The sequence below is a fragment of the Streptomyces sp. genome, assembly GCF_035645055.1.
Classification (GTDB): domain Bacteria; phylum Actinomycetota; class Actinomycetes; order Streptomycetales; family Streptomycetaceae; genus Streptomyces.
The window spans coordinates 47,116-69,068 of the sequence record NZ_DASQNH010000064.1; the positions used below are offsets into that span (position 1 = coordinate 47,116).

Annotated in this window: 24 protein-coding genes; 11 read left to right on the plus strand and 13 right to left on the minus strand. The window is 70.9% G+C overall.

The genetic code is table 11. From position 1 onward, the window contains the following. Positions 1-6: 6 nt before the first annotated feature. The 5 genes from afsQ1 (at position 7) to VE614_RS20975 (ending at position 3,844) form a co-directional block, all read left to right on the plus strand. Complete coding sequence (gene afsQ1 / locus VE614_RS20955; RefSeq protein WP_053760127.1) at positions 7-684, plus strand: two-component system response regulator AfsQ1; 678 nt, start codon at positions 7-9, stop codon at positions 682-684. Next, entirely contained in the window at positions 681-2,264 is a 1,584-nt protein-coding gene (locus VE614_RS20960) for a HAMP domain-containing sensor histidine kinase (protein ID WP_324939156.1), read from the plus strand. Before afsQ1 ends, VE614_RS20960 begins: the two co-directional genes overlap by 4 nt. After that, the gene (locus VE614_RS20965; protein WP_324939159.1) at positions 2,264-2,878 is read left to right on the plus strand and encodes a hypothetical protein; all 615 of its coding nucleotides are present in this window, start codon (positions 2,264-2,266) and stop codon (positions 2,876-2,878) included. The genes VE614_RS20960 and VE614_RS20965 overlap by 1 nt, the downstream gene beginning before the upstream one ends. Before the next feature lie 100 nt (positions 2,879-2,978). Continuing rightward, positions 2,979-3,560 (plus strand): VanZ family protein, encoded by a 582-nt coding sequence (locus tag VE614_RS20970; protein ID WP_324939162.1) that lies wholly within the window; start codon positions 2,979-2,981, stop codon positions 3,558-3,560. A 71-nt stretch (positions 3,561-3,631) separates the two neighbouring features. Beyond that, positions 3,632-3,844, plus strand: coding sequence for a PspC domain-containing protein (locus VE614_RS20975; protein WP_324939165.1), 213 nt, complete (start codon positions 3,632-3,634; stop codon positions 3,842-3,844). Between the two features lie 337 nt (positions 3,845-4,181). Here the strand turns inward: VE614_RS20975 and VE614_RS20980 are convergent, their stop codons facing one another. Further along, positions 4,182-5,345: an adenosine deaminase gene (locus VE614_RS20980; RefSeq protein WP_324939168.1), complete on the minus strand. Its 1,164-nt coding sequence runs from the start codon at positions 5,343-5,345 to the stop codon at positions 4,182-4,184. 113 nt (positions 5,346-5,458) lie between these two features. Here VE614_RS20980 and VE614_RS20985 point away from each other — a divergent pair, with 113 nt between their 5' ends. Continuing rightward, positions 5,459-6,220, plus strand: a complete 762-nt coding sequence (locus VE614_RS20985; RefSeq protein ID WP_324939171.1) for an alpha/beta hydrolase — start codon at positions 5,459-5,461, stop codon at positions 6,218-6,220. An 89-nt stretch (positions 6,221-6,309) separates the two neighbouring features. Here the strand turns inward: VE614_RS20985 and VE614_RS20990 are convergent, their stop codons facing one another. Then, the gene (locus VE614_RS20990) at positions 6,310-7,260 is read right to left on the minus strand and encodes a LysR family transcriptional regulator (RefSeq protein WP_324939173.1); all 951 of its coding nucleotides are present in this window, start codon (positions 7,258-7,260) and stop codon (positions 6,310-6,312) included. A gap of 63 nt (positions 7,261-7,323) precedes the next feature. Between VE614_RS20990 and VE614_RS20995 the strand changes: the two genes are divergently transcribed. Beyond that, the gene (locus VE614_RS20995) at positions 7,324-8,589 is read left to right on the plus strand and encodes an MFS transporter (RefSeq protein WP_324939176.1); all 1,266 of its coding nucleotides are present in this window, start codon (positions 7,324-7,326) and stop codon (positions 8,587-8,589) included. Positions 8,590-8,769: 180 nt separating this feature from the next. Here VE614_RS20995 and VE614_RS21000 read toward each other — a convergent pair whose 3' ends face one another. The 3 genes from VE614_RS21000 to VE614_RS21010 all read right to left on the minus strand — a co-directional run bounded on the left by VE614_RS21000 (position 8,770) and on the right by VE614_RS21010 (position 9,832). Next, positions 8,770-9,000, minus strand: a complete 231-nt coding sequence (locus VE614_RS21000; RefSeq protein ID WP_324939179.1) for a hypothetical protein — start codon at positions 8,998-9,000, stop codon at positions 8,770-8,772. 374 nt (positions 9,001-9,374) lie between these two features. Continuing rightward, complete coding sequence (locus VE614_RS21005; RefSeq protein WP_324939182.1) at positions 9,375-9,548, minus strand: hypothetical protein; 174 nt, start codon at positions 9,546-9,548, stop codon at positions 9,375-9,377. Between the two features lie 41 nt (positions 9,549-9,589). Further along, positions 9,590-9,832 carry a hypothetical protein gene (locus tag VE614_RS21010; RefSeq protein ID WP_324939185.1) on the minus strand — a complete coding sequence of 81 codons (243 nt, stop codon included), beginning with the start codon at positions 9,830-9,832 and terminating at the stop codon, positions 9,590-9,592. 155 nt (positions 9,833-9,987) lie between these two features. On the opposite strand from VE614_RS21010, the gene VE614_RS21015 reads away from it, so the two are divergent. From VE614_RS21015 to VE614_RS21025, 3 genes are all read left to right on the plus strand, one after another. After that, on the plus strand, positions 9,988-11,157 hold the full coding sequence (locus VE614_RS21015; protein ID WP_324939188.1) for a helix-turn-helix domain-containing protein: 1,170 nt from the start codon (positions 9,988-9,990) through the stop codon (positions 11,155-11,157). A gap of 41 nt (positions 11,158-11,198) precedes the next feature. Next, positions 11,199-11,444, plus strand: coding sequence for a hypothetical protein (locus VE614_RS21020; RefSeq protein ID WP_324939191.1), 246 nt, complete (start codon positions 11,199-11,201; stop codon positions 11,442-11,444). A 272-nt stretch (positions 11,445-11,716) separates the two neighbouring features. Continuing rightward, positions 11,717-12,721: a sigma-70 family RNA polymerase sigma factor gene (locus tag VE614_RS21025; protein ID WP_086168489.1), complete on the plus strand. Its 1,005-nt coding sequence runs from the start codon at positions 11,717-11,719 to the stop codon at positions 12,719-12,721. Here the strand turns inward: VE614_RS21025 and VE614_RS21030 are convergent. Beyond that, a complete protein-coding gene (locus VE614_RS21030) occupies positions 12,614-13,000 on the minus strand; it encodes an STAS domain-containing protein (RefSeq protein WP_324939196.1) in 387 nt (128 codons plus the stop codon). The genes VE614_RS21025 and VE614_RS21030 overlap by 108 nt on opposite strands. Before the next feature lie 137 nt (positions 13,001-13,137). Here VE614_RS21030 and VE614_RS21035 point away from each other — a divergent pair, with 137 nt between their 5' ends. Continuing rightward, positions 13,138-14,058 (plus strand): AEC family transporter, encoded by a 921-nt coding sequence (locus tag VE614_RS21035; RefSeq protein ID WP_086741169.1) that lies wholly within the window; start codon positions 13,138-13,140, stop codon positions 14,056-14,058. 7 nt (positions 14,059-14,065) lie between these two features. Here VE614_RS21035 and VE614_RS21040 read toward each other — a convergent pair whose 3' ends face one another. The 7 genes from VE614_RS21040 to VE614_RS21070 form a co-directional block, all read right to left on the minus strand. Continuing rightward, positions 14,066-14,650 carry a Uma2 family endonuclease gene (locus VE614_RS21040; protein ID WP_324939201.1) on the minus strand — a complete coding sequence of 195 codons (585 nt, stop codon included), beginning with the start codon at positions 14,648-14,650 and terminating at the stop codon, positions 14,066-14,068. Positions 14,651-14,745: 95 nt separating this feature from the next. Then, positions 14,746-16,023, minus strand: coding sequence for a thymidine phosphorylase (locus tag VE614_RS21045; RefSeq protein WP_324939204.1), 1,278 nt, complete (start codon positions 16,021-16,023; stop codon positions 14,746-14,748). A gap of 91 nt (positions 16,024-16,114) precedes the next feature. Next, a complete protein-coding gene (locus VE614_RS21050) occupies positions 16,115-16,504 on the minus strand; it encodes a cytidine deaminase (protein WP_324939207.1) in 390 nt (129 codons plus the stop codon). Continuing rightward, positions 16,501-17,766, minus strand: coding sequence for an ABC transporter permease (locus VE614_RS21055; protein WP_324939210.1), 1,266 nt, complete (start codon positions 17,764-17,766; stop codon positions 16,501-16,503). Before VE614_RS21055 ends, VE614_RS21050 begins: the two co-directional genes overlap by 4 nt. Then, positions 17,763-18,884: an ABC transporter permease gene (locus VE614_RS21060; RefSeq protein WP_324939213.1), complete on the minus strand. Its 1,122-nt coding sequence runs from the start codon at positions 18,882-18,884 to the stop codon at positions 17,763-17,765. The genes VE614_RS21055 and VE614_RS21060 overlap by 4 nt, the downstream gene beginning before the upstream one ends. Then, entirely contained in the window at positions 18,884-20,497 is a 1,614-nt protein-coding gene (locus VE614_RS21065) for an ABC transporter ATP-binding protein (protein ID WP_324939566.1), read from the minus strand. Before VE614_RS21065 ends, VE614_RS21060 begins: the two co-directional genes overlap by 1 nt. A 163-nt stretch (positions 20,498-20,660) precedes the next feature. Then, positions 20,661-21,707, minus strand: a complete 1,047-nt coding sequence (locus tag VE614_RS21070) for a BMP family ABC transporter substrate-binding protein (protein ID WP_324939216.1) — start codon at positions 21,705-21,707, stop codon at positions 20,661-20,663. Between the last annotated feature and the right edge of the window lie 246 nt (positions 21,708-21,953).

Here is a 21,953-nt window from a genome sequence, read left to right on the forward strand (position 1 = left end):
GAGCCCGTGCCTTCCCTGTTGCTGATCGAGGACGACGACGCCATCCGTACGGCCCTGGAGCTCTCACTGACGCGCCAGGGACACCGCGTGGCGACCGCTGCCAGCGGTGAGGACGGTCTGAAGCTGCTGCGCGAGCAGCGGCCGGATCTGATCGTGCTGGATGTGATGCTGCCCGGCATCGACGGGTTCGAGGTGTGCCGGCGCATCAGGCGCACGGACCAGCTGCCGATCATCCTGCTGACCGCGCGCAGCGACGACATCGACGTGGTGGTGGGCCTGGAGTCCGGCGCCGACGACTACGTCGTCAAGCCGGTGCAAGGCCGGGTGCTCGACGCCCGGATCCGGGCCGTGCTGCGGCGCGGGGAGCGGGAGTCGAACGACGCGGCGACCTTCGGCAGCCTGGTCATCGACCGCGCGGCGATGACGGTGACGAAGAACGGGGAGGATCTGCAGCTCACGCCGACCGAGCTGCGGCTGCTCCTGGAGCTGAGCCGACGGCCCGGTCAGGCGCTGTCCCGGCAGCAGCTGCTGCGCCTGGTGTGGGAGCACGACTACCTCGGTGACTCGCGTCTGGTGGACGCCTGTGTCCAGCGGCTGCGCGCCAAGGTCGAGGACGTGCCGTCGTCCCCGACGCTGATCCGCACCGTCCGCGGTGTGGGCTACCGGCTGGATCCGCCTCAGTGACGGACCGGCAAGGGGGGATCCGCGGCTGGACCGCGGTGCGCAAGGGTTTTCTGTCGGGGCTGCGCTGGACCAGTCTGCGGCTGCGGCTGGTGGTGGTGTTCGGGCTGGTCGCGCTGACGGCCGCGGTGTCGGCGTCCGCGATCGCCTACTGGCTGAACCGCGAGGCGGTGCTCACCCGCACCCAGGACGCGGTGCTGCGCGACTTCGAGCAGGAGATGCAGAACCGCGCGGGGGCGCTGCCCGAGCATCCGGGGCGGGACGAGCTGCAGCACACCGCGGGCCAGATGGCGGCGGGCGGCCAGCAGTTCACCGTGCTGCTCGTCGCCGAGGACCGCGACGGCCGCACGGTGTACGGCAGTTCGGGCGGGCTGAACGGCTTCTCGATCGCGGACGTGCCGGCCTCGCTGCGGGAGGCGGTGAACAAGAAGCAGCCGCTCACCGCGGGCAACAGGTCGCCGTACCACCTGTACTGGCAGCGGACCGTCGACGACGGCACCCCGTATCTGGTGGCCGGCACCCGGGTGATCGGCGGCGGGCCGACCGGCTACATGCTCAAGTCGCTGGAGCCGGAGGCCAAGGACCTCAACTCGCTGGCCTGGTCGCTGGGGATCGCCACCGGTCTGGCGCTGATCGGCTCCGCGCTGCTCGCGCAGGCCGCCGCCACGACCGTGCTGAAGCCGGTGCACCGGCTCGGGGTCGCCGCCCGGCGGCTCGGCGAGGGCAAGCTGGACACCCGGCTCCGGGTATCCGGCACCGACGAGCTGGCCGATCTGTCGCGGACCTTCAACAACGCGGCGGCGGCGCTGGAGAAGCGGGTCGCCGACATGGCGGCGCGCGACGAGGCGTCCCGGCGGTTCGTCGCCGACATGAGCCATGAGCTGCGGACGCCGCTGACCGCGATCACCGCCGTGACGGAGGTCCTGGAGGAGGAGCTGGAGTTCGAGGGCGGCGGCATCGACCCGATGATCGAGCCCGCGGTACGGCTGGTGGTGAGCGAGACACGGCGGCTGAACGACCTGGTCGAGAACCTGATGGAGGTCACCCGCTTCGACGCGGGCACCGCCCGCCTGGTCCTCGACGACGTCGACGTCGCCGACCAGATCACCGCGTGCATCGACGCCCGCGCCTGGCTGGACGCGGTCGATCTGGACGCCGAGCGCGGCATCCACGCCCGGCTCGACCCGCGCCGCCTGGACGTGATCCTCGCCAACCTCATCGGCAACGCGCTCAAGCACGGCGGATCGCCGGTGCGGGTGTCGGTGCGGGAGGACGACGACGCGGTGGTGATCGCGGTGCGCGACCACGGGCCCGGCATCCCGGAGGACGTGCTGCCGCATGTCTTCGACCGGTTCTACAAGGCCAGCGCCTCCCGGCCGCGCTCCGAGGGCAGCGGGCTCGGCCTGTCGATCGCCCTGGAGAACGCGCACATCCACGGGGGCGAGATCACGGCCGCCAACTCCCCGGAGGGGGGCGCGGTGTTCACCCTGCGGCTGCCGAAGGACGCCTCGGAGGTGGCGCGGCGGGACGCCGAGGAGGCCGCGGAGCAGGCGGGCGGCGCCGCGAAGGGGAAGGGTGCCTGATGAACGTACGCCGTCTGCTGCCGGTTCCCCTGCTCGCCGGAGTGCTCGGCGCGCTGGTCACCGGGTGCGGGATCCGGGCCACGGAGGTGCCGACCGACTTCGGGCCCGCGCCGTCCCGCGCGAACTGCTCGCTCACCGCGCCGGACGTGACCACGCAGGCCTCGCGCGGGATGCCGGTCCAGGTGTTCCTGCTGTGCGGTTCGTCGCTGGTGACGGTCGACCGGACGGTACGGGTCGCGGAGGGCGCGACGGACACCGAGCGGCGGGTCCTGGTGGCCCAGGGGCTGCTGGACGTGCTGGCCGAGGCGCCGTCACCGGCCGAGACCGAGGCGGGGTACAAGACGGAGGTGCCCGGCGGTACGACCGTCGCGGGCCCGCGGCCCGGGGACCCCGAGGACACCCTGCGGCTGAGCACGCCGCCGTCCGGTCTCCCCGGCTCCGCGCTCGCCCAGATCGTCTGTACGTTCTCCGACTCGGCGGCGGCCGAGGGCGACGGCTCGGTGATCCTGGGCGGCTCCGGGGCCGAGCCGCCGCGCCGCTACGAGTGCACCGAGCAGGTCCGTGCCCGCCCGGGCGCGGTGGAGCCGCCGTCGTCGGGAGTGTCGGGCAGCTGAGCCGCCCGGGCCCTGGGCGGCGCGGGTGTGGCGCACGCCTCACCCCCGCGCGCCGAGGTGACGCGGAACCGATCACGCCGACGGGGGCGTCTAGGGGGTCGTGCAGCGTCAAGGCTCCATGGGCGGCAGCGCCGCGATCCGCATCCGGGTGACAGGAGGTGTCCTCCTCGTCGCGCACCTCGCGCTCGTCGCCTGGCTGACGCTGCGTCCACTGGACGTCCCCTGGGTGATGCCCGCCAATCTCCGTCCGCTGGACGGCATCCGGGCCGATCTGGCGCTGGGCTGGCCGCAGGCGGCCCGGGAACTCGGGGAAGGGCTGGCGCTGCTGGCGCCGCTCGGGGTGCTGCTGCCGATGGCGGACGGGCGGCTGACCGTCTCGCCGCTGGCCTCCTTCGTCCGCACGGCCGCCGCCGGGGTGCTGATCTCGCTGGCCATCGAGCTGTTGCAGAGCGATGTGCCGGGGCGGGTCCTGGACGTGGACTCGCTGCTGCTGAACACCGTCGGGGTGGCCCTGGCGCATCTCGCGGTCGTCCCGGCCGCCCGGGCCCGGCTGCGCCGCCGGACCGCGGAGCGGTACCCGGACGCCTCCCGCCAGGAGGAACCGTCTCAGGGTCGTACCCCGACGATTCCCAGGGTCGGGATCGCCCCGTGGAGCGACGCTTTGCCCCCTTCGTCTCCGTAGTGTGGAGGGCAGATGAGGCAGCCGGCCGGGCCGCCTCGCCCGACGCTCTCGCGAGCTGAGAAGGAGTCGCCATGTCCCGCCTTGCCCGCCCCACCAGCGGCCGGATGATCGGCGGAGTGTGCGCAGCGCTGGCGCGGCGCTTCGGCACCTCCGCGACGACGATGCGGGTGATCTTCCTGGTCTCCTGCCTGCTGCCGGGGCCCCAGTTCCTGCTCTATCTCGCGCTGTGGATCCTGCTGCCCTCGGAGGGCAGGGCGGCGAAGGCGGCGAACGCCGCCTGGTGATCCCCCGGGCTGACACACCGCTGGGGCGCACCCCTGGTCCGGGGCGCGCCCCAGCGGCGCGTGCGGGGGCGGGCGGTCAGCCCAGCGGGACGCCGTTCACCGGCCGGCCGTGGACGAGCGCCGACTCGGCGACGGGCTGCGCGGCTCCGCCGAGGGCCTTGGCGGCAGACTGCTTCATGGTGAATTGTTGCATCCCGGAAAGGAAGTCGAAATGAGGATGGCGAGGGGGCGGGAGAAGCGTTCAGAACGTAAACACGCTGGACCGTCCGCCGCGGACATCGGCATGCGGACGGATGGCGAACACCCCTCACGACTCCGGTCACCGATCACCCCTTGATCACCCCTCCGGAGCGGTGACCTCCCTGGTGGAAGCGGTCTGCTGAAACAGCCATTCGGATTTCAGCTCGGCATATCCGGGTTTGATGACGTCATTGATCATGGCGAGTCGTTCATCGAAGGGAATGAACGCCGATTTCATCGCGTTGACGGAGAACCACTGCATGTCGTCGAGCGTGTAACCGAATGCCTCGACAAGGTGCTCGAATTCCCGGCTCATGCTCGTGCCCGACATCAACCGGTTGTCGGTGTTGACGGTGACCCGGAAGTGGAGGCGGCGCAGCAGGCCGATGGGGTGCTCGGCGTAGGAGCGGGCGGCGCCGGTCTGGAGGTTGGAGCTGGGGCACAGCTCCAGCGGGATCCGCTTGTCGCGGACGTACGAGGCGAGCCGGCCGAGGCGGACGGTGCCGTCGGCGGCGGCCTCGATGTCGTCGACGATCCGCACCCCGTGCCCGAGCCGGTCGGCGCCACACCACTGGAGGGCCTGCCAGATCGACGGCAGGCCGAAGGCCTCGCCGGCGTGGATGGTGAAGTGATTGTTCTCCCGCTTCAGGAACTCGAACGCGTCCAGGTGACGGGTGGGCGGGTACCCGGCCTCGGCGCCCGCGATGTCGAAGCCGGCGACGCCCAGGTCGCGGTAGCGGTTGGCGAGTTCGGCGATCTCCAGGGAGCGGGCGGCGTGCCGCATGGCGGTGAGCAGCGCGCCGACCCGGATGCGGTGCCCCGCCTCCCGGGCCCGGCGCTCGCCCTCCCGGAAGCCCGCGTTGACGGCCTCGACGACCTCTTCGAGGGTGAGTCCGCCGTCGAGGTGCTGTTCGGGGGCGTAGCGGACCTCGGCGTAGACGACTCCGTCCTCGGCCAGGTCCTCGACGCACTCGGCGGCGACCCGGAACAGGGCGTCTCGGGTCTGCATCACGCCGACGGTGTGCGAGAAGGTCTCCAGATACCGCTCGAGGGAGCCGGAGTCGGCGGCCTCGCGGAACCAGAGGCCCAGCTTGCCGGGGTCGGGCTCGGGGAGGCGGTCGTAGCCCGTGGCCCGGGCGAGTTCGACGATCGTGCCCGGGCGCAGGCCGCCGTCGAGGTGGTCGTGGAGCAGAACCTTGGGCGCTCGGCGGATCTGGTCCGCGCTCGGGGTGGTCCCCGTCCGGTCAGTCTGGCTCGTCATTTCCGCACTCTAACTCCTACGCGCGTAGAGCGCGTTTCGGACATCGCCGTCGATACGGAACGGTGACCGCACGGACGGATGGCGTACCCCGTGTCTTCTGACACTGTTCTGTCATGGCACAGCAAGCGACGACGGTTCGCAGGGCCCGGCTGGGGCGGGCGTTCGGTCCGGAGCCGAGGGCGGTGAGCGGTGTGGTACTGCTGCTCCCCGGCGGCGCGGAGACCTCCGACCGAAGACCCTCGCCCCTTCTCGCGGCCGCGTCGGTACGGGCGTTGGGGCGGCGGCTGACGCGGGCGGGCGGCGCGGACGGTCTCGCCGTCCACGTCGTGCACTACCGCCACCGCGGCTGGAACGGCGGCGAGGCACGGCTCGCGAACGACGCGGCCTGGGCCGCGGACGAGGTCGTACGGCGGTACGGGGATGTACCGGTGTGCCTGGCCGGGCTGGACATGGGCGGGCGGGCGGCGCTCCGCGCGGGCGGCCACGAGGCCGTCAACTCCGTGGTGGCGCTCGCCCCGTGGCTGCCGGAGGAGGATGTCGCGGCGCCACCCGAACCGGTGAAACAGCTGGCGGGACGGCGGGTGCTGATCGTGCACGGCACCAATGACGAGCGGACCGATCCCGAGCTGTCGTTCCGGCTGGCGGCGCGGGTGAAGAAGGTGAACCGGGAGGTGTGCCGGTTCGAGGTGCACTCCGACCGGCATCGGTTGCGGCAGCACCGGGACGAAGTGCAGGCGCTGGTGGAGGACTTCGTGATCGGCGTGATGTTCGGGCGGCCGTTGTCGCGGCCGGTCGAGGACGCGCTGGCGGCTCCGCCTCCGCTGGGGTTGCGGATGCCGCTCGCCTCCGGGTTCGGGAAGTCGTTGCGGCGGTAGCGCCGTCGGGGTGTCCGCACGTCGCCGGGTGCGGTTGCGGGGAGGTGTTCGCGCAGTTCCCCGCGCCCCTTCGGTGGGGACGGTCGTCCTCAGGTCAAGAGGGTGCCCTTCCTCGACAGCAGGAATTTCTTGAAGGCCGCCACGGGGGGTGTGTCGACCGTGCCCGCCATCCAGGCGACGCCGATCTCCCGTGCGGCCCTGGGCGCCGTGACCGTCAGTTCGGCGACGCCGGGGCGGGGGACGGCGGGGGGTGGCAGCAGGGCGACGCCCAGGCCGGCGGCGACCAGGCCGCGCAGGGTCTCCGCCTCCTCGCCCTCGAAGGCCACCTTCGGGCGGAAGCCCGCCTCCGCGCACAGCGCGTCGGTGATGCGGCGCAGGCCGTAGCCCGGTTCCAGGGTGACGAAGGATTCGTCGGCGGCCTCCGCGAGACGGACGCGCTTGCGGGCGGCCAGGCGGTGGTCGGCGGGGACGACCAGGCGGAGTTTCTGTTCGTCGAGCCGGCGGGCGACCAGGTCGGGGGCGTCGGGGACGGGCGAGGTCAGGCAGAGGTCGAGTTCGCCGGCCCGCATGCGTTCGAGCATGGCCTCGCCGTAGTTCTGGACGAGGCTGAAGCGGACGCGGGGGTGCTCGGCGCGGAAGGCGCGGATCAGGCCGGGGACGGTCTCCGTACCCATGGTGTGCAGGAAGCCGAAGGCGACCTTGCCGGTGGTCGGGTCGGCGTCGGCGCGGACCTCCTCGGCGGCCCGTTCGATCTCCGCGAGGGCGCGCTCGACGGAGGTGAGGAAGGTGCGGCCGGCGGGGGTGAGGGCGACGGTCCGGCCGCGGCGGGCGAACAGCTCGACGCCCAGGTCCTGCTCCAGACGGACCATGGCGCGGGAGAGCGTCGACTGCGGGACGTTCATCTCCTGGGCGGCGCGGGTGACGTGCTCGGTGCGGGCGACGCCCGCGAAGTACGCCAGGCGGGGAGCGAGCGTCATCGCCATGTCTTCTGTGTCACCGGACTGTGACAGGTGAGCCTGTGACCTCTGCTGATGCACCATGGGAACGATTATGGCGAATCCATGCATTGGACGGATGAGCTGAGGGGTCCGTACGTTCGAAGCATGTCTCCCGCCAGTACCGGGGCGTCCACCATCGTGGGCGCCGTTCCGACCGTTCCCGACTCACGCATGGCCCCGGGCGGCCCCGGCTACCGCCGGATGAGCCTCGCCCTCTTCCTCGCGGGCGTCTCGACCTTCGCGCTCCTCTACTCCACGCAGGCCCTGCTGCCGCTGATCTCCGGTGACTTCGGGGTGACGGCGAGCGAGGCGAGCTGGACCGTGGCGGCCTCCACCGGCGGGCTGGCCCTGTTCGTCATCCCGATGAGCGCCCTGTCCGAGCGGTACGGACGCCGTACGGTCATGACGGCGTCCCTGGCGGTGGCGGTGACCGTCGCGCTGCTGGTGCCCTTCGCCTCCTCGCTGACCGCGCTGGTCGTCCTGCGGGCGGTGCAGGGCGCGGCGCTCGCGGGAGTGCCCGCGTCGGCGACGGCGTATCTCGCGGAGGAGGTCCGGCCCACGGCGCTGATCACCGCGATCGGGCTGTTCGTGGCGGGCAACAGCGTCGGCGGGATGAGCGGCCGGGTCATCACCGGCTGGGTGGCGCAGGAGTGGGGCTGGCGGGTCGCGCTCGGCGCCCTGGGCCTGGTCGCGGTGGGCTGCGCGGTGGCCTTCCGGCTGCTGCTGCCGGCTCCCACGCACTTCACGCGCGGCTCGCTGCGCCCGCGGGTGCTGGCCCGCACGGTCCGCCACCACCTCGCCAACCCGCTGCTGCGCCGGCTGTACGCGATCGGCGCGCTGTTCATGACGGTGTTCGGCGGGGTCTACACGGTGATCGGCTACCGCCTGACGGAGGCGCCGTTCTCGCTGCCGCAGGGTGTCGTCGGCTCGATCTTCCTGGTGTACCTGGTGGGCACGGTGTCCGCGTCGGCGGCGGGTCGGCTGGTCGGCCGGCTCGGGCGGCGGGGCGCGCTCTACCTGGGCGGCGGCACCACCGCGGCGGGGCTGCTGCTGTCGCTGGCGGACTCGCTGCCGCTGGTACTGCTGGGCCTGGTGCTGATCACGGCGGGTTTCTTCGCCGGGCACGCGGTGGCCTCCTCGGCGGTCAGCAAGACGGCGTCGCACGGGCGGGCGCAGGCCGCGGCGCTGTACCAGTCGGCGTACTACGTCGGCTCCAGCGTGGGCAGTACGGCGGGTGCGGTGGCCTTCCACGCGGGCGGCTGGGCCGGGACGGTCGGGGTCGGGCTGCTGGCGGTGGCCGGAGTCGTCGGCATCACCGTGCTCGGGTCGCTGGCGGCGGCACGGGCCGGGACGGCCGCCCGGACCGCCTGACGGTCGCCGCCCGCGCACCTATTTCCGGGGGTGCCGCTCTGGCTCCGATCCGGTTCCGGCTGGCCATCGCCGCCTGAGCCCACGGACGACCCTCCCGCCGCCCAGCAGACCGCCCCGGGCCCGGATGCCCCGGGGCGGTCTGCTGCGTCCAGGGAGAGCGACGGAGACCCCACGACGGCCCTACGCGGCCATCGGCGGCTCCTCGTCGTCCGCCACGGGCGGCTGCTCCTCGGTCTCCTTCGGCTTGGCCACCTGGTCCTGCTCCTCCTTGAGCTGCTTCCACGCGTCGCGCGCACGGCGGAACGAGTCGAAGACGTCGGGGAGCTGGTCAAGGATGCCCTTGACCGCGAAAAGCAGCACGGAAACCACGCCAGCGATGGCGAGAATGATGATGATGGCGGTGCCGTCCACCAACCCTTACCTTCCCTGTCATGGGTCGGATCGGTGGGTCTGCGCGCAGGCAGCCTCGATCCGAACCCCCCGGTTCGGACCGAGACACCTGCGCTGACGTGTGCGCAAATGTTCTCGGTGCTGACAGACGGTTGCCTGCCAGTACGAACATCCAAAGTCTTCTGGGTCACAAACCCTTTAGGTGGCCGACTCACGTCATGCGGTTACCGTCACGATTGCCGTAACGGTCTCCAGTCAGCACTCCTGCGATGAGTGTGCTTCGCCGCACCTGGTGCGACTACTACCCATCGGGGAGAGAATACCACGGCGCGCAACGTCAAGGCGCCCAACTGAGCCCCATCCCGGCTGAGTTGGGATGGGGCTCACAGTGTGGTTCAGGTCGCGTCCGTTGTCGGTGGCACCGGCTGACGGATCAGCAGTTCGTCACCCGCTGGGAAGCGCGCCGTGCCGCCCTCCTTCCAGGTGACGACGACGGCCAACCCGCCCATCGGTCCCCGGGCGGTGGAGGTGGCCCTGACCGTGCGCCACTCGCCCTCGTAGCCGATCACGTCTCCTTCGCTGACCAGAGCCGCGCGCTTAGTGGGGTGGCTCAATCGTCGTCGTCGGCGGGGCGGATGCGGTTCAAAGGGGCCTCCCACTCGATGCCACCCCCTCTCGGGCGCATGTAGGCCGTCCGGCTGATCAGCTTGTTGCCCTCCTTGGTGCGCTCCTCGATCACGCCTTGCAACTCCCCCTTGCGCCCGGTCTCGTCGTAGACGACGAGCGTGCCTTTCGGGTAGGGCAGCTTGCCGTGACTCAGCATCGTCGGCGGCTTCTCGTGTGTCAGTGCCATGAACCCTCTTCCCACCTGGGCATACGTGACTCACACAAGACAACTGCTGGCGTGCAAGGCGAACTTGCACAGCTCTTGCACAACGCCAGGGCGCAGAAGTGGCCAGGGTGCGACCATGGGACGTAACGGAAGTCGAGCGGGGAAGACGCACAGATATGAGCGTGACCAAGATTCCCGGACCCGGTGCGAACGTGGCCGTCTGCCGCAAGGCGCGCGGCTTCAGCCAGGTCGCCCTTGCCCGGCGGGCGGGCGTGTCGGTCTCGCTGCTGAGCAAGATCGAGGTGGGCGACCGCGCGCTGACCCAGGGCATCGCCGCCGCTCTCGCTCAGGCCATGGGGCTGGCGCTTGATGAGCTGCTGGGCACGACCCCGGTCGACCGCGCCGACGAGAACAGCTTGACCGCCCTCAACTACGCCATCCGGCGGTTCGACATCCCCGACGCCCCACCGGCCCACCCGGAAGACCTGCCTCGCCAGCTCGCCGAGCTGAACGAGCACCGCTACCGGACCGAGTTGTCGGCGGTGTTGCAGAAACTCCCGGGCGTGCTGGCCGACGCGACCAACTACGCCCACGCCACCGAGTCGCCGGACGCCTGGACCCGCCTCGCAGACGTGTACTCGGTGGTCTACTGGCTGGCCGCCCGGCACCGCTGGATGCATCTTGCCGAGCTGGCCGTGATGAAGCAGCGGTTGGCCGCCGAGCGTGCTCACCCGATCGCCGCCACGGTGGCCGCCCGCGACGAGGCCGGGGCCTTCCTCAATTCGGGTGACTTCGTGGGCGGGCTGGCCATCGTGGACCGCGCCATCGTCGAGGCCGAGTCCAACCTTGAAGGACGCGATCGCGCGTTCGGCCTGGGCATCCTGCATCTGCGCGGCCTCACGTTGGCTGGCCGGCTCAAGGACAAGGCCACCGCCGAGGAGCACATCAGGGCGGCCTGGCGCACGGCCGAGGACTACGGCGAGGACGCCGATGAGCACGGCATCCACTTCGGCCCGGACCAGACCGCCACCCACGTCATCTCGACGTACTCCGACATGGACCAGCACCGCCGTGCGCTGAACACCGCCGACGACCTGATCCGAGGTGGCACGGACCTGCCCGCCACCCGCATCGGCCCCCTGCACATGAACCTGGGCCGGTCGCACCTCGCCCTGGGTGACCGGGACTCCGCACTGGCCTCTCTGGAGGAGGCGTGGAGCGTCGCACCCGAGATGGCGCGCGTGCACCCGACCAGCCAGGAGCTGATGCGCGTCTTGACCTCGCTGCATCGCCGCAGCAACCCCCGCCTCACGCGCTTGGCCAAGCGCGCCGGGGTGCCCTTCTGACGGGGTTTCCAGCGAGCCTCAAGGCGGGCAGCTTGTAAGCCATGCAGCGATTACACCTTGAGGTATGGATCGGCGACGGGTGGCAGCAGGTCACCCTTCTGGACGGCAAGAAGAGGTTCTGGCGGCCCCCCAAGGACGGCGACACGGACGACAACCTGTTGCGGGGCCTCGAAGACTTACTGGAGGAGTACCCCGAGGCGTTCTGGCTTGAGACCACCGCCGAGCCGCACGGTGTGTACTTCGGTTCAGGGGTGCCTCGGCTGTTCCGGCTGGCACCCGCCGGGTAGCACGCGGGGCCCCGGGATGCTGCCCGGGGCCCCGATGCGTTCAGAGCACGCCGAGCGACGTGAGCACCACCAGGCAGAGCGTCAGCGACCCGCCGAAGACACCACCGCCGTACAGGAACGCCGGGCCCTTCGGGGTGGTGGGCTTGTCTCGTCCACCTTCCCCACCTGCGGTTTTCCCCACTCCGGGGGCCATTGTCAGTGGGCTGCGGTAGCTTCCGAAGTGCTGGAGCGCACTGGCGCGGCACCGGAACGGCCACAGGGGTGGGTGGACGATGAGCAACAGCACGGCAACGACGGATCTCGACGTCGAACTGGAGAAACACCGGGTCGAACTGACCGGCTACTGCTACCGCATGCTCGGCTCCTCCTTCGAGGCCGAGGACGCGGTGCAGGACACCCTGGTCCGCGCCTGGCGGAGCTACGAGAAGTTCGAAGGCCGCTCCAGCCTCCGCTCCTGGCTCTACCGGATCGCGACCAACGTCTGCCTGGACATGCTGACGGCCGGCAACAAGCGGGCGCGGCCGATGGACCTCACCGAGGCGACCCCGCTCGCCCAGGCCGCCCTCTCCCCCCGCCCGGACCACACCTGGCTGGAGCCGATGCCGGACTCGCGCGTGCTGCCGTCCACCGCCGACCCCGCGGAGGCCGCGGTCGCCAAGGAGTCGGTGCGGCTCGCGTTCATGGCGGCGCTCCAGCAGCTGCCCGCCAAGCAGCGGGCCGTGCTGATCCTGCGCGAGGTGCTGGCCTGGAAGGCGAGTGAGGTCGCCGAGCTGCTCGACACCTCGGTCGCCTCCGTCAACAGCGCCCTCCAACGGGCTCGCGCGACCCTCGCCGAGCGGGGCGACTCGGGCGCCGACGCGGCGGTGTCGGACCCGCTGGACGAGAAGCAGCAGAAGCTCCTGGAGCGCTATGTCGCGGCCTTCGAGGGCTATGACATGACAGCGCTGACGGCGTTGCTGCACGAGGACGCCGTCATGACGATGCCGCCGTTCGACCTCTGGCTGCGCGGCCCCGGCGACATCACCGGCTTCATGACCACGGTCGGCTCCGCGTGCGCGAACTCGCGGCTGCGGCCCGTCGAGGTCAACGGCCTGCCCGGCTTCGCGCACTACAAGCCGGACCCGGAGACGGGCGGCTACACGCCGTGGGCGGTGCAGGTCCTGGAGATCTCAGACGGCCGAATCACCGGGTTCCACTTCTTCCTGGACACCAAGCGCTGGTTCCCGCTGTTCGGGCTGCCCCTCCACCTCGAAGCGGAGGCCGACCAGGTCGAGTAGGGCGTGCAGCGCCGGACCCGGGTCCCGCAGCCGGATCCGGCCCCCGGCGCGCCGGGCGGCCAGCTGGAGCCGGGCGAGCAGATCGACCACACCGAGCCCCGGCGGCCCGAGCCCGCCCACGTCGCACACCACCACCGCCGCCCCACCCCTCTCCAGCAGGACGCGCACGTCCTCGCACAGGCCCCTCACCTCGTCCCGGGTGACGGGGCCGGCCAGCACGAGTTCCGCGGGTGTCATGGCGTCCACGTGCGGTAGACCGGGCGGGCGGGCGGAATTCATCGCGGGCCCGGCGTCATGGGCATCACATTGACCGGGGGCGGCCCCGCCACCAGGGTTCCTTGCATGCCCCAACGATCATCGCCGTCCGCCCTCCTCGCCCGTGTGCCGCTCCTGGCCCGCCTCGCCGAGGGGGCGCCGTGCAGGGGGTGCTGAGCGGCTTCGCGGTGATCGCGGTGGTGATCGGCGTCGGCTATGCGATCGGCCGGCGCGGCTACCTCGGCGGACAGGGCCGCGAGGTCCTGACCAAGCTCGCCTTCCACGTGGCGTCCCCGGCGCTGCTGTTCACCACGCTCGCGGGCGCCGACCTGTCGGTGGTCTTCTCGACACGGCTGCTGGTCACCGCGCTCGGCACGGCGGCGGTGGCGGGGGCGTTCGTCGCAGTCGGTGTCGTCCGCCGCTGGGGGGTGGGCCGTACGACGATCGGCGCGCTGTGCGCCGGTTACGTCAACTCCGGCAACCTCGGCATCCCGATCGCGGTGTACGTCCTCGGCGATGCCTCACTCGTGGCGCCGGTGCTGCTGTTCCAGCTGGTCGGGGTGACGCCGATCGCGGTGACGATCCTGGACCTGACGACGGGCGGGTCGAAACGCCCGCTGTGGCAGCGGCTGCTCACACCGTTGCGGAACCCCATCGCGGTGGGCTCGCTGGCGGGCGTGGCGGTGTCGGCGGCGGGGGTGCGCGTGCCCGGGCCGGTCATGGACCCGCTGACCCTGATCGGCAACATGTCGGTCCCGGCGGTGCTGCTCGCCTTCGGCATCTCCCTGCGGGGCAGCACGCTGCCGCTGCGGGGCGGGGAGCGGGCGCCGGTGCTGCTGGCGGTGGGGCTCAAGACCGTCGCCCAGCCGCTGATCGCCTGGGCGCTGGCAGCGGGGGTCTTCGGCCTGCGGGGCGCCGCACTGCTGGACGTGGTGGTGACGTCGGCCCTGCCCGCCGCGCAGAACCTGTACACGTACGCGAGCACCTACCGGGTGGGCGAGGTGCTGGCGCGGGAGGCGATCCTGCTGTCGACGGTGGTGTCGGTGCCGGGGCTGGTGGTGGTGGCGGCGGTGCTGGGGTGAGTCCGGGTCAGTCGGTGGGGAACTCGCCGGTGTCGAGGGTCAGGCCGAACGGTTCCGGCAGCTTGATCGGGTCGCCGAACTTGACCGCGCTCAGGACACGGTAGACCTCGCCCTTCGGCTCGCCGTAGAGCGTCACGGTGGGGCCGCCAGGGGCCCAGCGGTCGACGAGGAGGTACAGCGGGATACCGGCCATCGCGTAGGCGGCGGGCTTGCTGACGCGGTCGTGGCGGGCGTTGGACTGGGAGGTGACTTCGACGACGAGCTCGACGAGGGCGGCTGACATGCAGGATTCCGCTTCCTCGAATGCCCGCACCGGTGCCACCAACAGATCCGGAATGAAGATGCCCATCCGCGACGGCACGGCGACAGCCTGGGTCTGGGACGTCTCCAAGTGCTCGGGAAGCACGGAGTAGAGGCGACGCTGAATGCGAGCCGCGATCAGGTTGTGGCGGGACGCGGGAGCAGGTGTCACGGTGACGATTCCCTCAATGATCTCCACCTTGCTGCCCTCAGGCCATTCCTCCTCCGCCCAGAACCGGACGAGGTCGTCCCAGCCCTGCCCGGGGTCGTGGCTGACGGTGAGTGCGCTCATGGCGGTCTCCAATCGGTGCGTCACCGATCCCAGCATGCCGAACGGGACCGGTGGTGGTCCACCGATCCCGTTCACCCGAATGAGGAAACCGCAGGTCAGGCGATACGCTCCAGCACCACGGGGGACGGGGTGAAGTCCGTGCCGGGGGCGGCGATGTCGTAGGAGCCCTGGACCGCTTCCAGCGCGTACTCGAAGCGCTCCGGGGTGTCCGTGTGGAGGGTCAGGAGGGGCTGGCCCTCGGTGACCGTGTCGCCGGGCTTGGCGTGCATCTCCACGCCCGCCGCCGCCTGGACCGGGTCCTCCTTGCGGGCGCGGCCCGCGCCGAGGCGCCAGGCGGCGATGCCGATGTCGTAGGCGTCGAGGCGGGTCAGGACGCCGGAGGCGGACGCCTTCACCACGTGCTGCTCACGGGAGGTGGGCAGGGGGGCGTCCGGGTCGCCGCCCTGGGCCGCGATCATGCGGCGCCAGACGTCCATCGCCGAGCCGTCGGCCAGGGCCTTCGCCGGGTCGGCGTCCTTCACTCCCGCCGCGTCGAGCATTTCGCGGGCCAGGGCGACGGTCAGTTCCACGACGTCCGCGGGGCCGCCGCCGGCCAGGACCTCGACCGACTCGCGGACCTCCAGGGCGTTGCCCGCGGTGAGGCCGAGGGGGGTGGACATGTCGGTCAGCAGGGCGACCGTCTTCACGCCGCTGTCCGTGCCCAGGCCCACCATGGTCGAGGCCAGCTCCCGCGCGTCCTCGATGGTCTTCATGAAGGCGCCCGTGCCGACCTTCACGTCCAGGACCAGGGAACCCGTGCCCTCGGCGATCTTCTTCGACATGATGGAGGAGGCGATCAGGGGGATCGCCTCGACCGTGCCGGTGACGTCGCGCAGGGCGTACAGCTTCTTGTCCGCGGGGGCCAGGCCGTCGCCCGCCGCGCAGATCACCGCGCCCGTGGTGTCCAGGACGCGCAGCATCTCCTCGTTGGAGAGCAGGGCCCGCCAGCCGGGGATCGACTCCAGCTTGTCCAGGGTGCCGCCGGTGTGACCGAGGCCGCGGCCCGACAGCTGGGGGACGGCCGCGCCGCACGCCGCGACCAGGGGGGCCAGCGGCAGGGTGATCTTGTCGCCGACGCCGCCCGTCGAGTGCTTGTCCGCGGTCGGGCGGGACAGGGACGAGAAGTCCATGCGCTCGCCGGACGCGATCATCGCGGCGGTCCAGCGGGCGATCTCGCGGCGGTTCATGCCGTTGAGCAGGATCGCCATGGCGAGCGCGGACATCTGCTCGTCGGCGACCTCCCCGCGGGTGTACGCGTCGATGACCCAGTCGATCTGCTCGTCGCTGAGTTCACCGCGGTCCCGCTTGGTGCGGATGACGGAGATGACGTCCATGCCTGGCTTTCCTTCCGATGGTCCGGGAAGTGTCCGGGAAGTGCGCGGCCCCTCTGCTCGGGTGTCGGGTCAGAGGGGCCGCGGCGGGGAGTTACTTGGTGAGATGGTCCGGGCCGAAGGCCTGGGGCAGCATCTCCGAGAGGCGGAGGATTCCGGCCGGGGTCTCCAGCAGGAGGTCCGGCCCGCCGAACTCGTACAGCAGCTGCCGGCACCGGCCGCACGGGACGAGGATGTCGCCGTTGCCGTCCACGCAGGTGAAGTGGGTCAGCCGGCCGCCGCCGGTGCGCTGCAGCTCGGAGACCAGCCCGCACTCGGCGCACAGGCCGAGGCCGTAGGAGGCGTTCTCCACGTTGCAGCCGGAGACCGTGCGGCCGTCGTCGACGAGGGCGGCGACGCCGACCGGGTAGCCCGAGTAGGGGGCGTAGGCGTGGGTCATGGCCTCCCGTGCCAGTGCCCGCAGGGCCTCCCAGTCGACGGTCACTTGCCCTGTCCCTTCCGGTACGGCAGTCCGTCCGCCTTCGGCATCCGCAGGCGCTGCGCCGACAGGGCGAGGACGACCAGCGTGATGACGTACGGCGTGGCGGAGACGACCTGGTTCGGGACCTCGTTGGTGCCGGCGTACCAGGCGAAGACGAGGGCGCCGACCACCAGGGTGATCACGGCGTGCACGTACTTCTTGCGGATCGCCAGCCAGATCGCGCCGACGACCAGCAGGATCGCGCCGAGCAGCAGCAGCGCGTGGACGTTCTCGGAGCCGCCGCGCAGGTTGAGGCTGTCGGTGTAACCGAACAGTCCGGCGCCGAGGGCGAGGCCGCCCGGCATCCAGTTGCCGAAGATCATCGCCGCGAGGCCGATGAAGCCGCGGCCGGAGACCTGGCCCTCCAGGTAGAAGGGGTTGGCCACGATGGACAGGAAGGCGCCGCCGAGGCCGGCCAGGCCGCCGGAGATGATCACGGCGAGGTACTTGTACTTGTAGACGTTCACGCCGAGGGATTCGGCCGCGACCGGGTTCTCGCCGCAGGAGCGCAGTCGCAGGCCGAACGCGGTGCGCCACAGGATCCACCAGGTGGCGGGGACCAGGGCGACGGCGATCAGGGTCAGCCAGGACACGTTGGTGACCAGGCCGCCGAGCAGGCCGGCGAGGTCGGAGATCAGGAACCAGCCCTTGTCGTTCAGCTCCCGCAGGCCGTCGGAGAGGCCCGGCACGGTGAAGTGGCCGAGCGGGTCCACCGCCGGGGACTGCTTGGCGGAGCCGCCCTGGTGGCCCACGAAGGCGAGGGGTGCCAGGTAACGGGTGGCGCCGAGGGCGAGGATGTTGATCGCCACACCGGAGACGATGTGGTTCACGTTGAAGGTGACGGTGACGAAGGCGTGCAGCAGGCCGCCGAGGCAGCCGCCGATGATGCCCACCAGGACACCGGTCCACGGGCCCCACTGGAAACCGGCCCAGGCGCCGAACCAGGTGCCGAGGATCATCATGCCTTCGAGGCCGATGTTCACCACGCCCGCGCGCTCGGCCCACAGGCCGCCGAGACCGGCGAGGCCGATCGGCACGGCGAGCTGGAGCGCGGTGGACATCTGGCTGACGTTGGTGATGCCGTCGGCGCCGGTGATGATCCGGACGAGTGAGGTCAGCGCCAGGGCTCCGGCGATGACCAGCAGCAGTACGGGCCACGACATCCGGCGGCCGGTCGGCGCCGCGGGCTGGAGGGTGGGCTGGTTGACGTCGGTCGCGGTGGTCATCGGCCTGCCGCCTCCTTCGTGTTGTTGTCGGCGCCGAGGACGTGACCGGCGGCCAGTTCCGCGCCGACCCGGCGCTGCTGGCGGCGCAGGCCCCACTCGCGGACGGCCTCGTAGGAGACGACGACCGAGAGGACGATCAGGCCCTGCATGATGACCGCGATCTCCTTGTCGTAGCCGTGGAAGTCCAGCTCGGGCGAGGCCTTGTCGAGCCAGGCCCACAGCAGGGCGGCGAAGGCGATACCGACGGGGCTGTTGCGGCCGAGAAGCGCGATGCCGATACCGAGGAAGCCGATGCCGGTGGGGAAGTTCAGGCTGTACGTGTGGGTGTCGCCCATGAGGATGGGCAGACCGGCGAGGCCGGCGATGCCGCCGGAGATCAGCATCGCGGTGAGGACCATGCGCTTGGGGTCGACGCCGCTGGCCGCGGCGGCGGTCTCGGAGGCGCCGGAGGCACGCAGGTCGAAGCCGAAGCGGGTGCGGTTGAGGACGACCCAGTAGCCGATGCCGAGGAGGACGGCGAGGACGACCAGGCCGTAGATCTCGCCGGACTTGCCGAGGTCGATGCCGGGGATCCAGCCGGAGGAGTGCATCTCCCCGGTGGTGTTGTTGTTGCCGACCTTGACGCCGAAGACGTCCGGCAGCCACAGGTAGGCGATGACGGAGGTGGCGATCGCGTTGAGCATGATCGTCGCGACGACCTCGCTGACGCCCCGGGTGACCTTCAGGACACCGGCGATGCCGGACCAGAAGGCGCCGACGAGGATCGCGGTGAGCAGCAGCAGCGGCACCTGGAGGGCGGCCGGCAGGTTGGCGTGCGCGCCGACGATGGCGGCCATCATGGCGGCGAGCTGGTACTGGCCGTCGACGCCGATGTTGAACAGGTTCATCCGGAAGCCGATGGCCACCGCGAGGGCCGCGATGTAGTACAGCGTGGCCTGGTTGATGATCCGGACCTGGATGTCCGAGAAGCCGAGCTGCTCGAACATCACGGCGAACGGCTCGACCGGGTTCTTGCCGGAGGCGATCAGCACGATGGCGCTCAGCGCGAAGGCCACGGCGAGCGCGATGACCGGTCCGGCCACCGCGAGGAGCACGCGCTCCTTGTCGAACTTCTTCATCAGCGGGCCTCGTCTTCCGGAGACTCGGGAGCCTTGCCGGTCTCGGGGGTCTCTTCGTGTTCCAGGTGGCCGGTGGCGGCACCCGTCATGGCCGAGCCCAGCTCCTCCGGGGTGATCGCGGCCGGGTCGGCGTCCGCGACCAGCTTGCCGTTGTAGATCACCCGCAGGGTGTCGGACAGGCCGATCAGCTCGTCGAGGTCGGCGGAGATCAGCAGCACGGCCAGGCCCTCGCGGCGGGCCTCGCGGATGTGGTCCCAGATCGCGGCCTGCGCGCCGACGTCCACACCGCGGGTGGGGTGGGCGGCGATCAGGAACTTGGGGTGGTGGCTCATCTCGCGGCCGACGATCAGCTTCTGCTGGTTGCCGCCGGAGAGGGAGGCCGCGGTGACGTCGATGCCGGGGGTGCGGACGTCGTACTCCGTCACGATCCGGCGGGTGTCGTCCTGGGCCGCCTTCGGGTCCAGCCAGACGCCCTTGGCGTTGGGCTGCTCCGTGACATGGCCGAGGATGCGGTTCTCCCAGAGGGGGGCCTCCAGGAGCAGGCCGTGGCGGTGGCGGTCCTCGGGGATGTAGCCGATGCCCTGCTCGCGGCGCTTGCGGGTGGCCCAGGCGGTGATCTCCTCGCCCTCCAGCGCGATGGTGCCGGAGTCGGCGTGCCGCAGGCCGATCAGCGCGTCGACCAGCTCGGTCTGGCCGTTGCCCTCGACGCCGGCGATGCCCAGGACCTCGCCCGCGTGGATGGTGAAGCTGATGTCGTCCAGGACGGCCTTGCCGCCGGGGGCCGCGAGGCGCAGCTTGTCGACGGTGAGCACCGGGCGGTCGGTGACCGTGGACTCGGCGGTCTCCGGGGTGGGCAGTTCGCTGCCGACCATCATCTCGGCGAGCTGGCGCGGGGTGGTCTCGGCGGGGACGGCCGTGCCGACGGTGGTGCCGCGGCGGATGACGGTGATGTCGTCGGCGACCGAGAGGACCTCGCCCAGCTTGTGGGAGATGAAGATGACGGACAGGCCCTCGGCCTTCAGCTCGCGCAGGTTGGCGAAGAGCGCGTCGACCTCCTGCGGCACGAGCACGGCGGTCGGCTCGTCCAGGATCAGGGTGCGGGCGCCGCGGTAGAGGACCTTGAGGATCTCCACGCGCTGGCGGGCGGCGACGCCGAGTTCCTCGACCAGCAGGTCGGGGCGTACGTCGAGGCCGTAGCGCTCGGAGATCTCCTTGATCTTGCGGCGGGCCTTGCCGCCGATGCCGTACAGCTTCTCGCTGCCCAGCACCACGTTCTCGAGCACGGTCAGGTTGTCGGCCAGCATGAAGTGCTGGTGGACCATGCCGATGCCGCGGGCGATGGCGTCGGCCGGGGACGAGAAGGAGACCTGCTCGCCGTCGATCGCGATGGTGCCCTCGTCCGGCTTCTGCATGCCGTAGAGGATCTTCATCAGCGTCGACTTGCCGGCGCCGTTCTCGCCGACGAGGGCGTGGACGGTGCCCTTGCGGACGGTGAGGTGGATGTCGTGGTTGGCCACGACTCCGGGGAATCGCTTGGTGATCCCGGCGAGTTCGACGGCGGTCGCCTGACCGTTGACCGCCGCTCCGGCCGGAGGGCTGCTGGACGCGTTGATGGCGCACTCTCCTGGGGACGGGGGTCGTCTACGCGCGTAGCGCCCCTACGGCATCGAAAGAGGGCGACGCACCGCGACAACGGGGTACGGGGAGCCGGCCCCCCGTACCCCGTTGAGCGGACGTAACCCCGCGGTTACACGCTGCTCAGGGTGTTGCTGATGATCAGCTGCTCTTGACCTTGATGTCGCCGCTGATGATCTTCTCCTTGGCGGTTTCGACGGCTTTCTGGACGTCGGCGTCGCCCGCGAACTTCGGGTTGGAGTTCGACAGACTCACCTCGCCGGACTTCAGATCGCCACGAACGATACCGGTCTGCGGCTTGCCGTCCTCGACCGACTTCGCCAGGTTGTAGACCGCCTTGGCGACGTCCTTCATCGCCGAGGTGAGGATGTAGTCCTTGTACTTGGCGAGGGCTTCCTGCTTGTACTGGTCGGAGTCGACACCGATCGCCCACACCTTGTTGGCGGCGGCGGCCTCGATCACGCCCTGGCCCGACAGACCGGCGGCCGCGTAGACGACGTCGGCCTTCTTCTCTATCTGGCCCTCGGCGGCCGTCTTGCCCTTGTCCGGGCTGGAGAAGCCACCCTCCTCGGCCGTCTGGGTGAGGTACTGGGAGAGCACCTTGGCCTTGGGGTTGGTGTCCTTGACGCCCTGCTCGAAGCCCGCCTGGAACTTGTGGATCAGCGGGATGTCCACACCGCCGACGAAGCCGACGACGTTGGTCTTGGTGCTCTTGGCGGCGGCGACACCGGCCAGGTAGGAGGCCTCCTCCTCGGAGAAGACCAGGTCGGCGACGTTCTTCGCCTGGACCGTGGAGTCGTCGACGATGCCGAAGGTGGTGTCCGGGTACTTCTCCGCGGCGCCCTTGACGGCGGCGGCGTACGCGTAGCCGACACCCACGACCGGGTTGTACCCCTGCTTGGCCAGCGACTCCAGGCGCTGCTGCTTGTCGGCGTCCGTCTCACCCTCGGTGGGCTCGATGTCGGCCGTCTCGTAGCCGAACTCCTTCTTCGACTGCTCCAGGCCCGCGTACGCGGCGTCGTTGAAGGACTGATCGCCCTTGCCGCCGACGTCGTACGCGATGGCGAGGCCCTTGTCGCTGTCGGAGGACGAGCTGCCCTCGGTCGAGGTGCCGCCACAGGCGGACAGGGCGAGGGCGAGGGAGGCGGTCGCTGCGCCTGCGACCGCGATGCGGGAAACCCGGCGCATGGTGGGGTGCTCCTGTCGTACAAAGCGCCGCGAGAGGTTCAGCATCGGCGCTGGCTTCGCCGCAGATTAACGCGCGTAGACCTGCCTGAAAACCCCTTCTGTCCACCTTGTTATCCGCCCGTGGCCAACGCCACCGGGCACCCGGGCTCAGGCTTGCCGACCGCAAACAAGAGGTGGCGGTGGGTGACCTGTGCGGGAAACGAGGAAGCGGGCGGGCGCGTGAGGCGCCCGCCCGCTTCGAGTTGG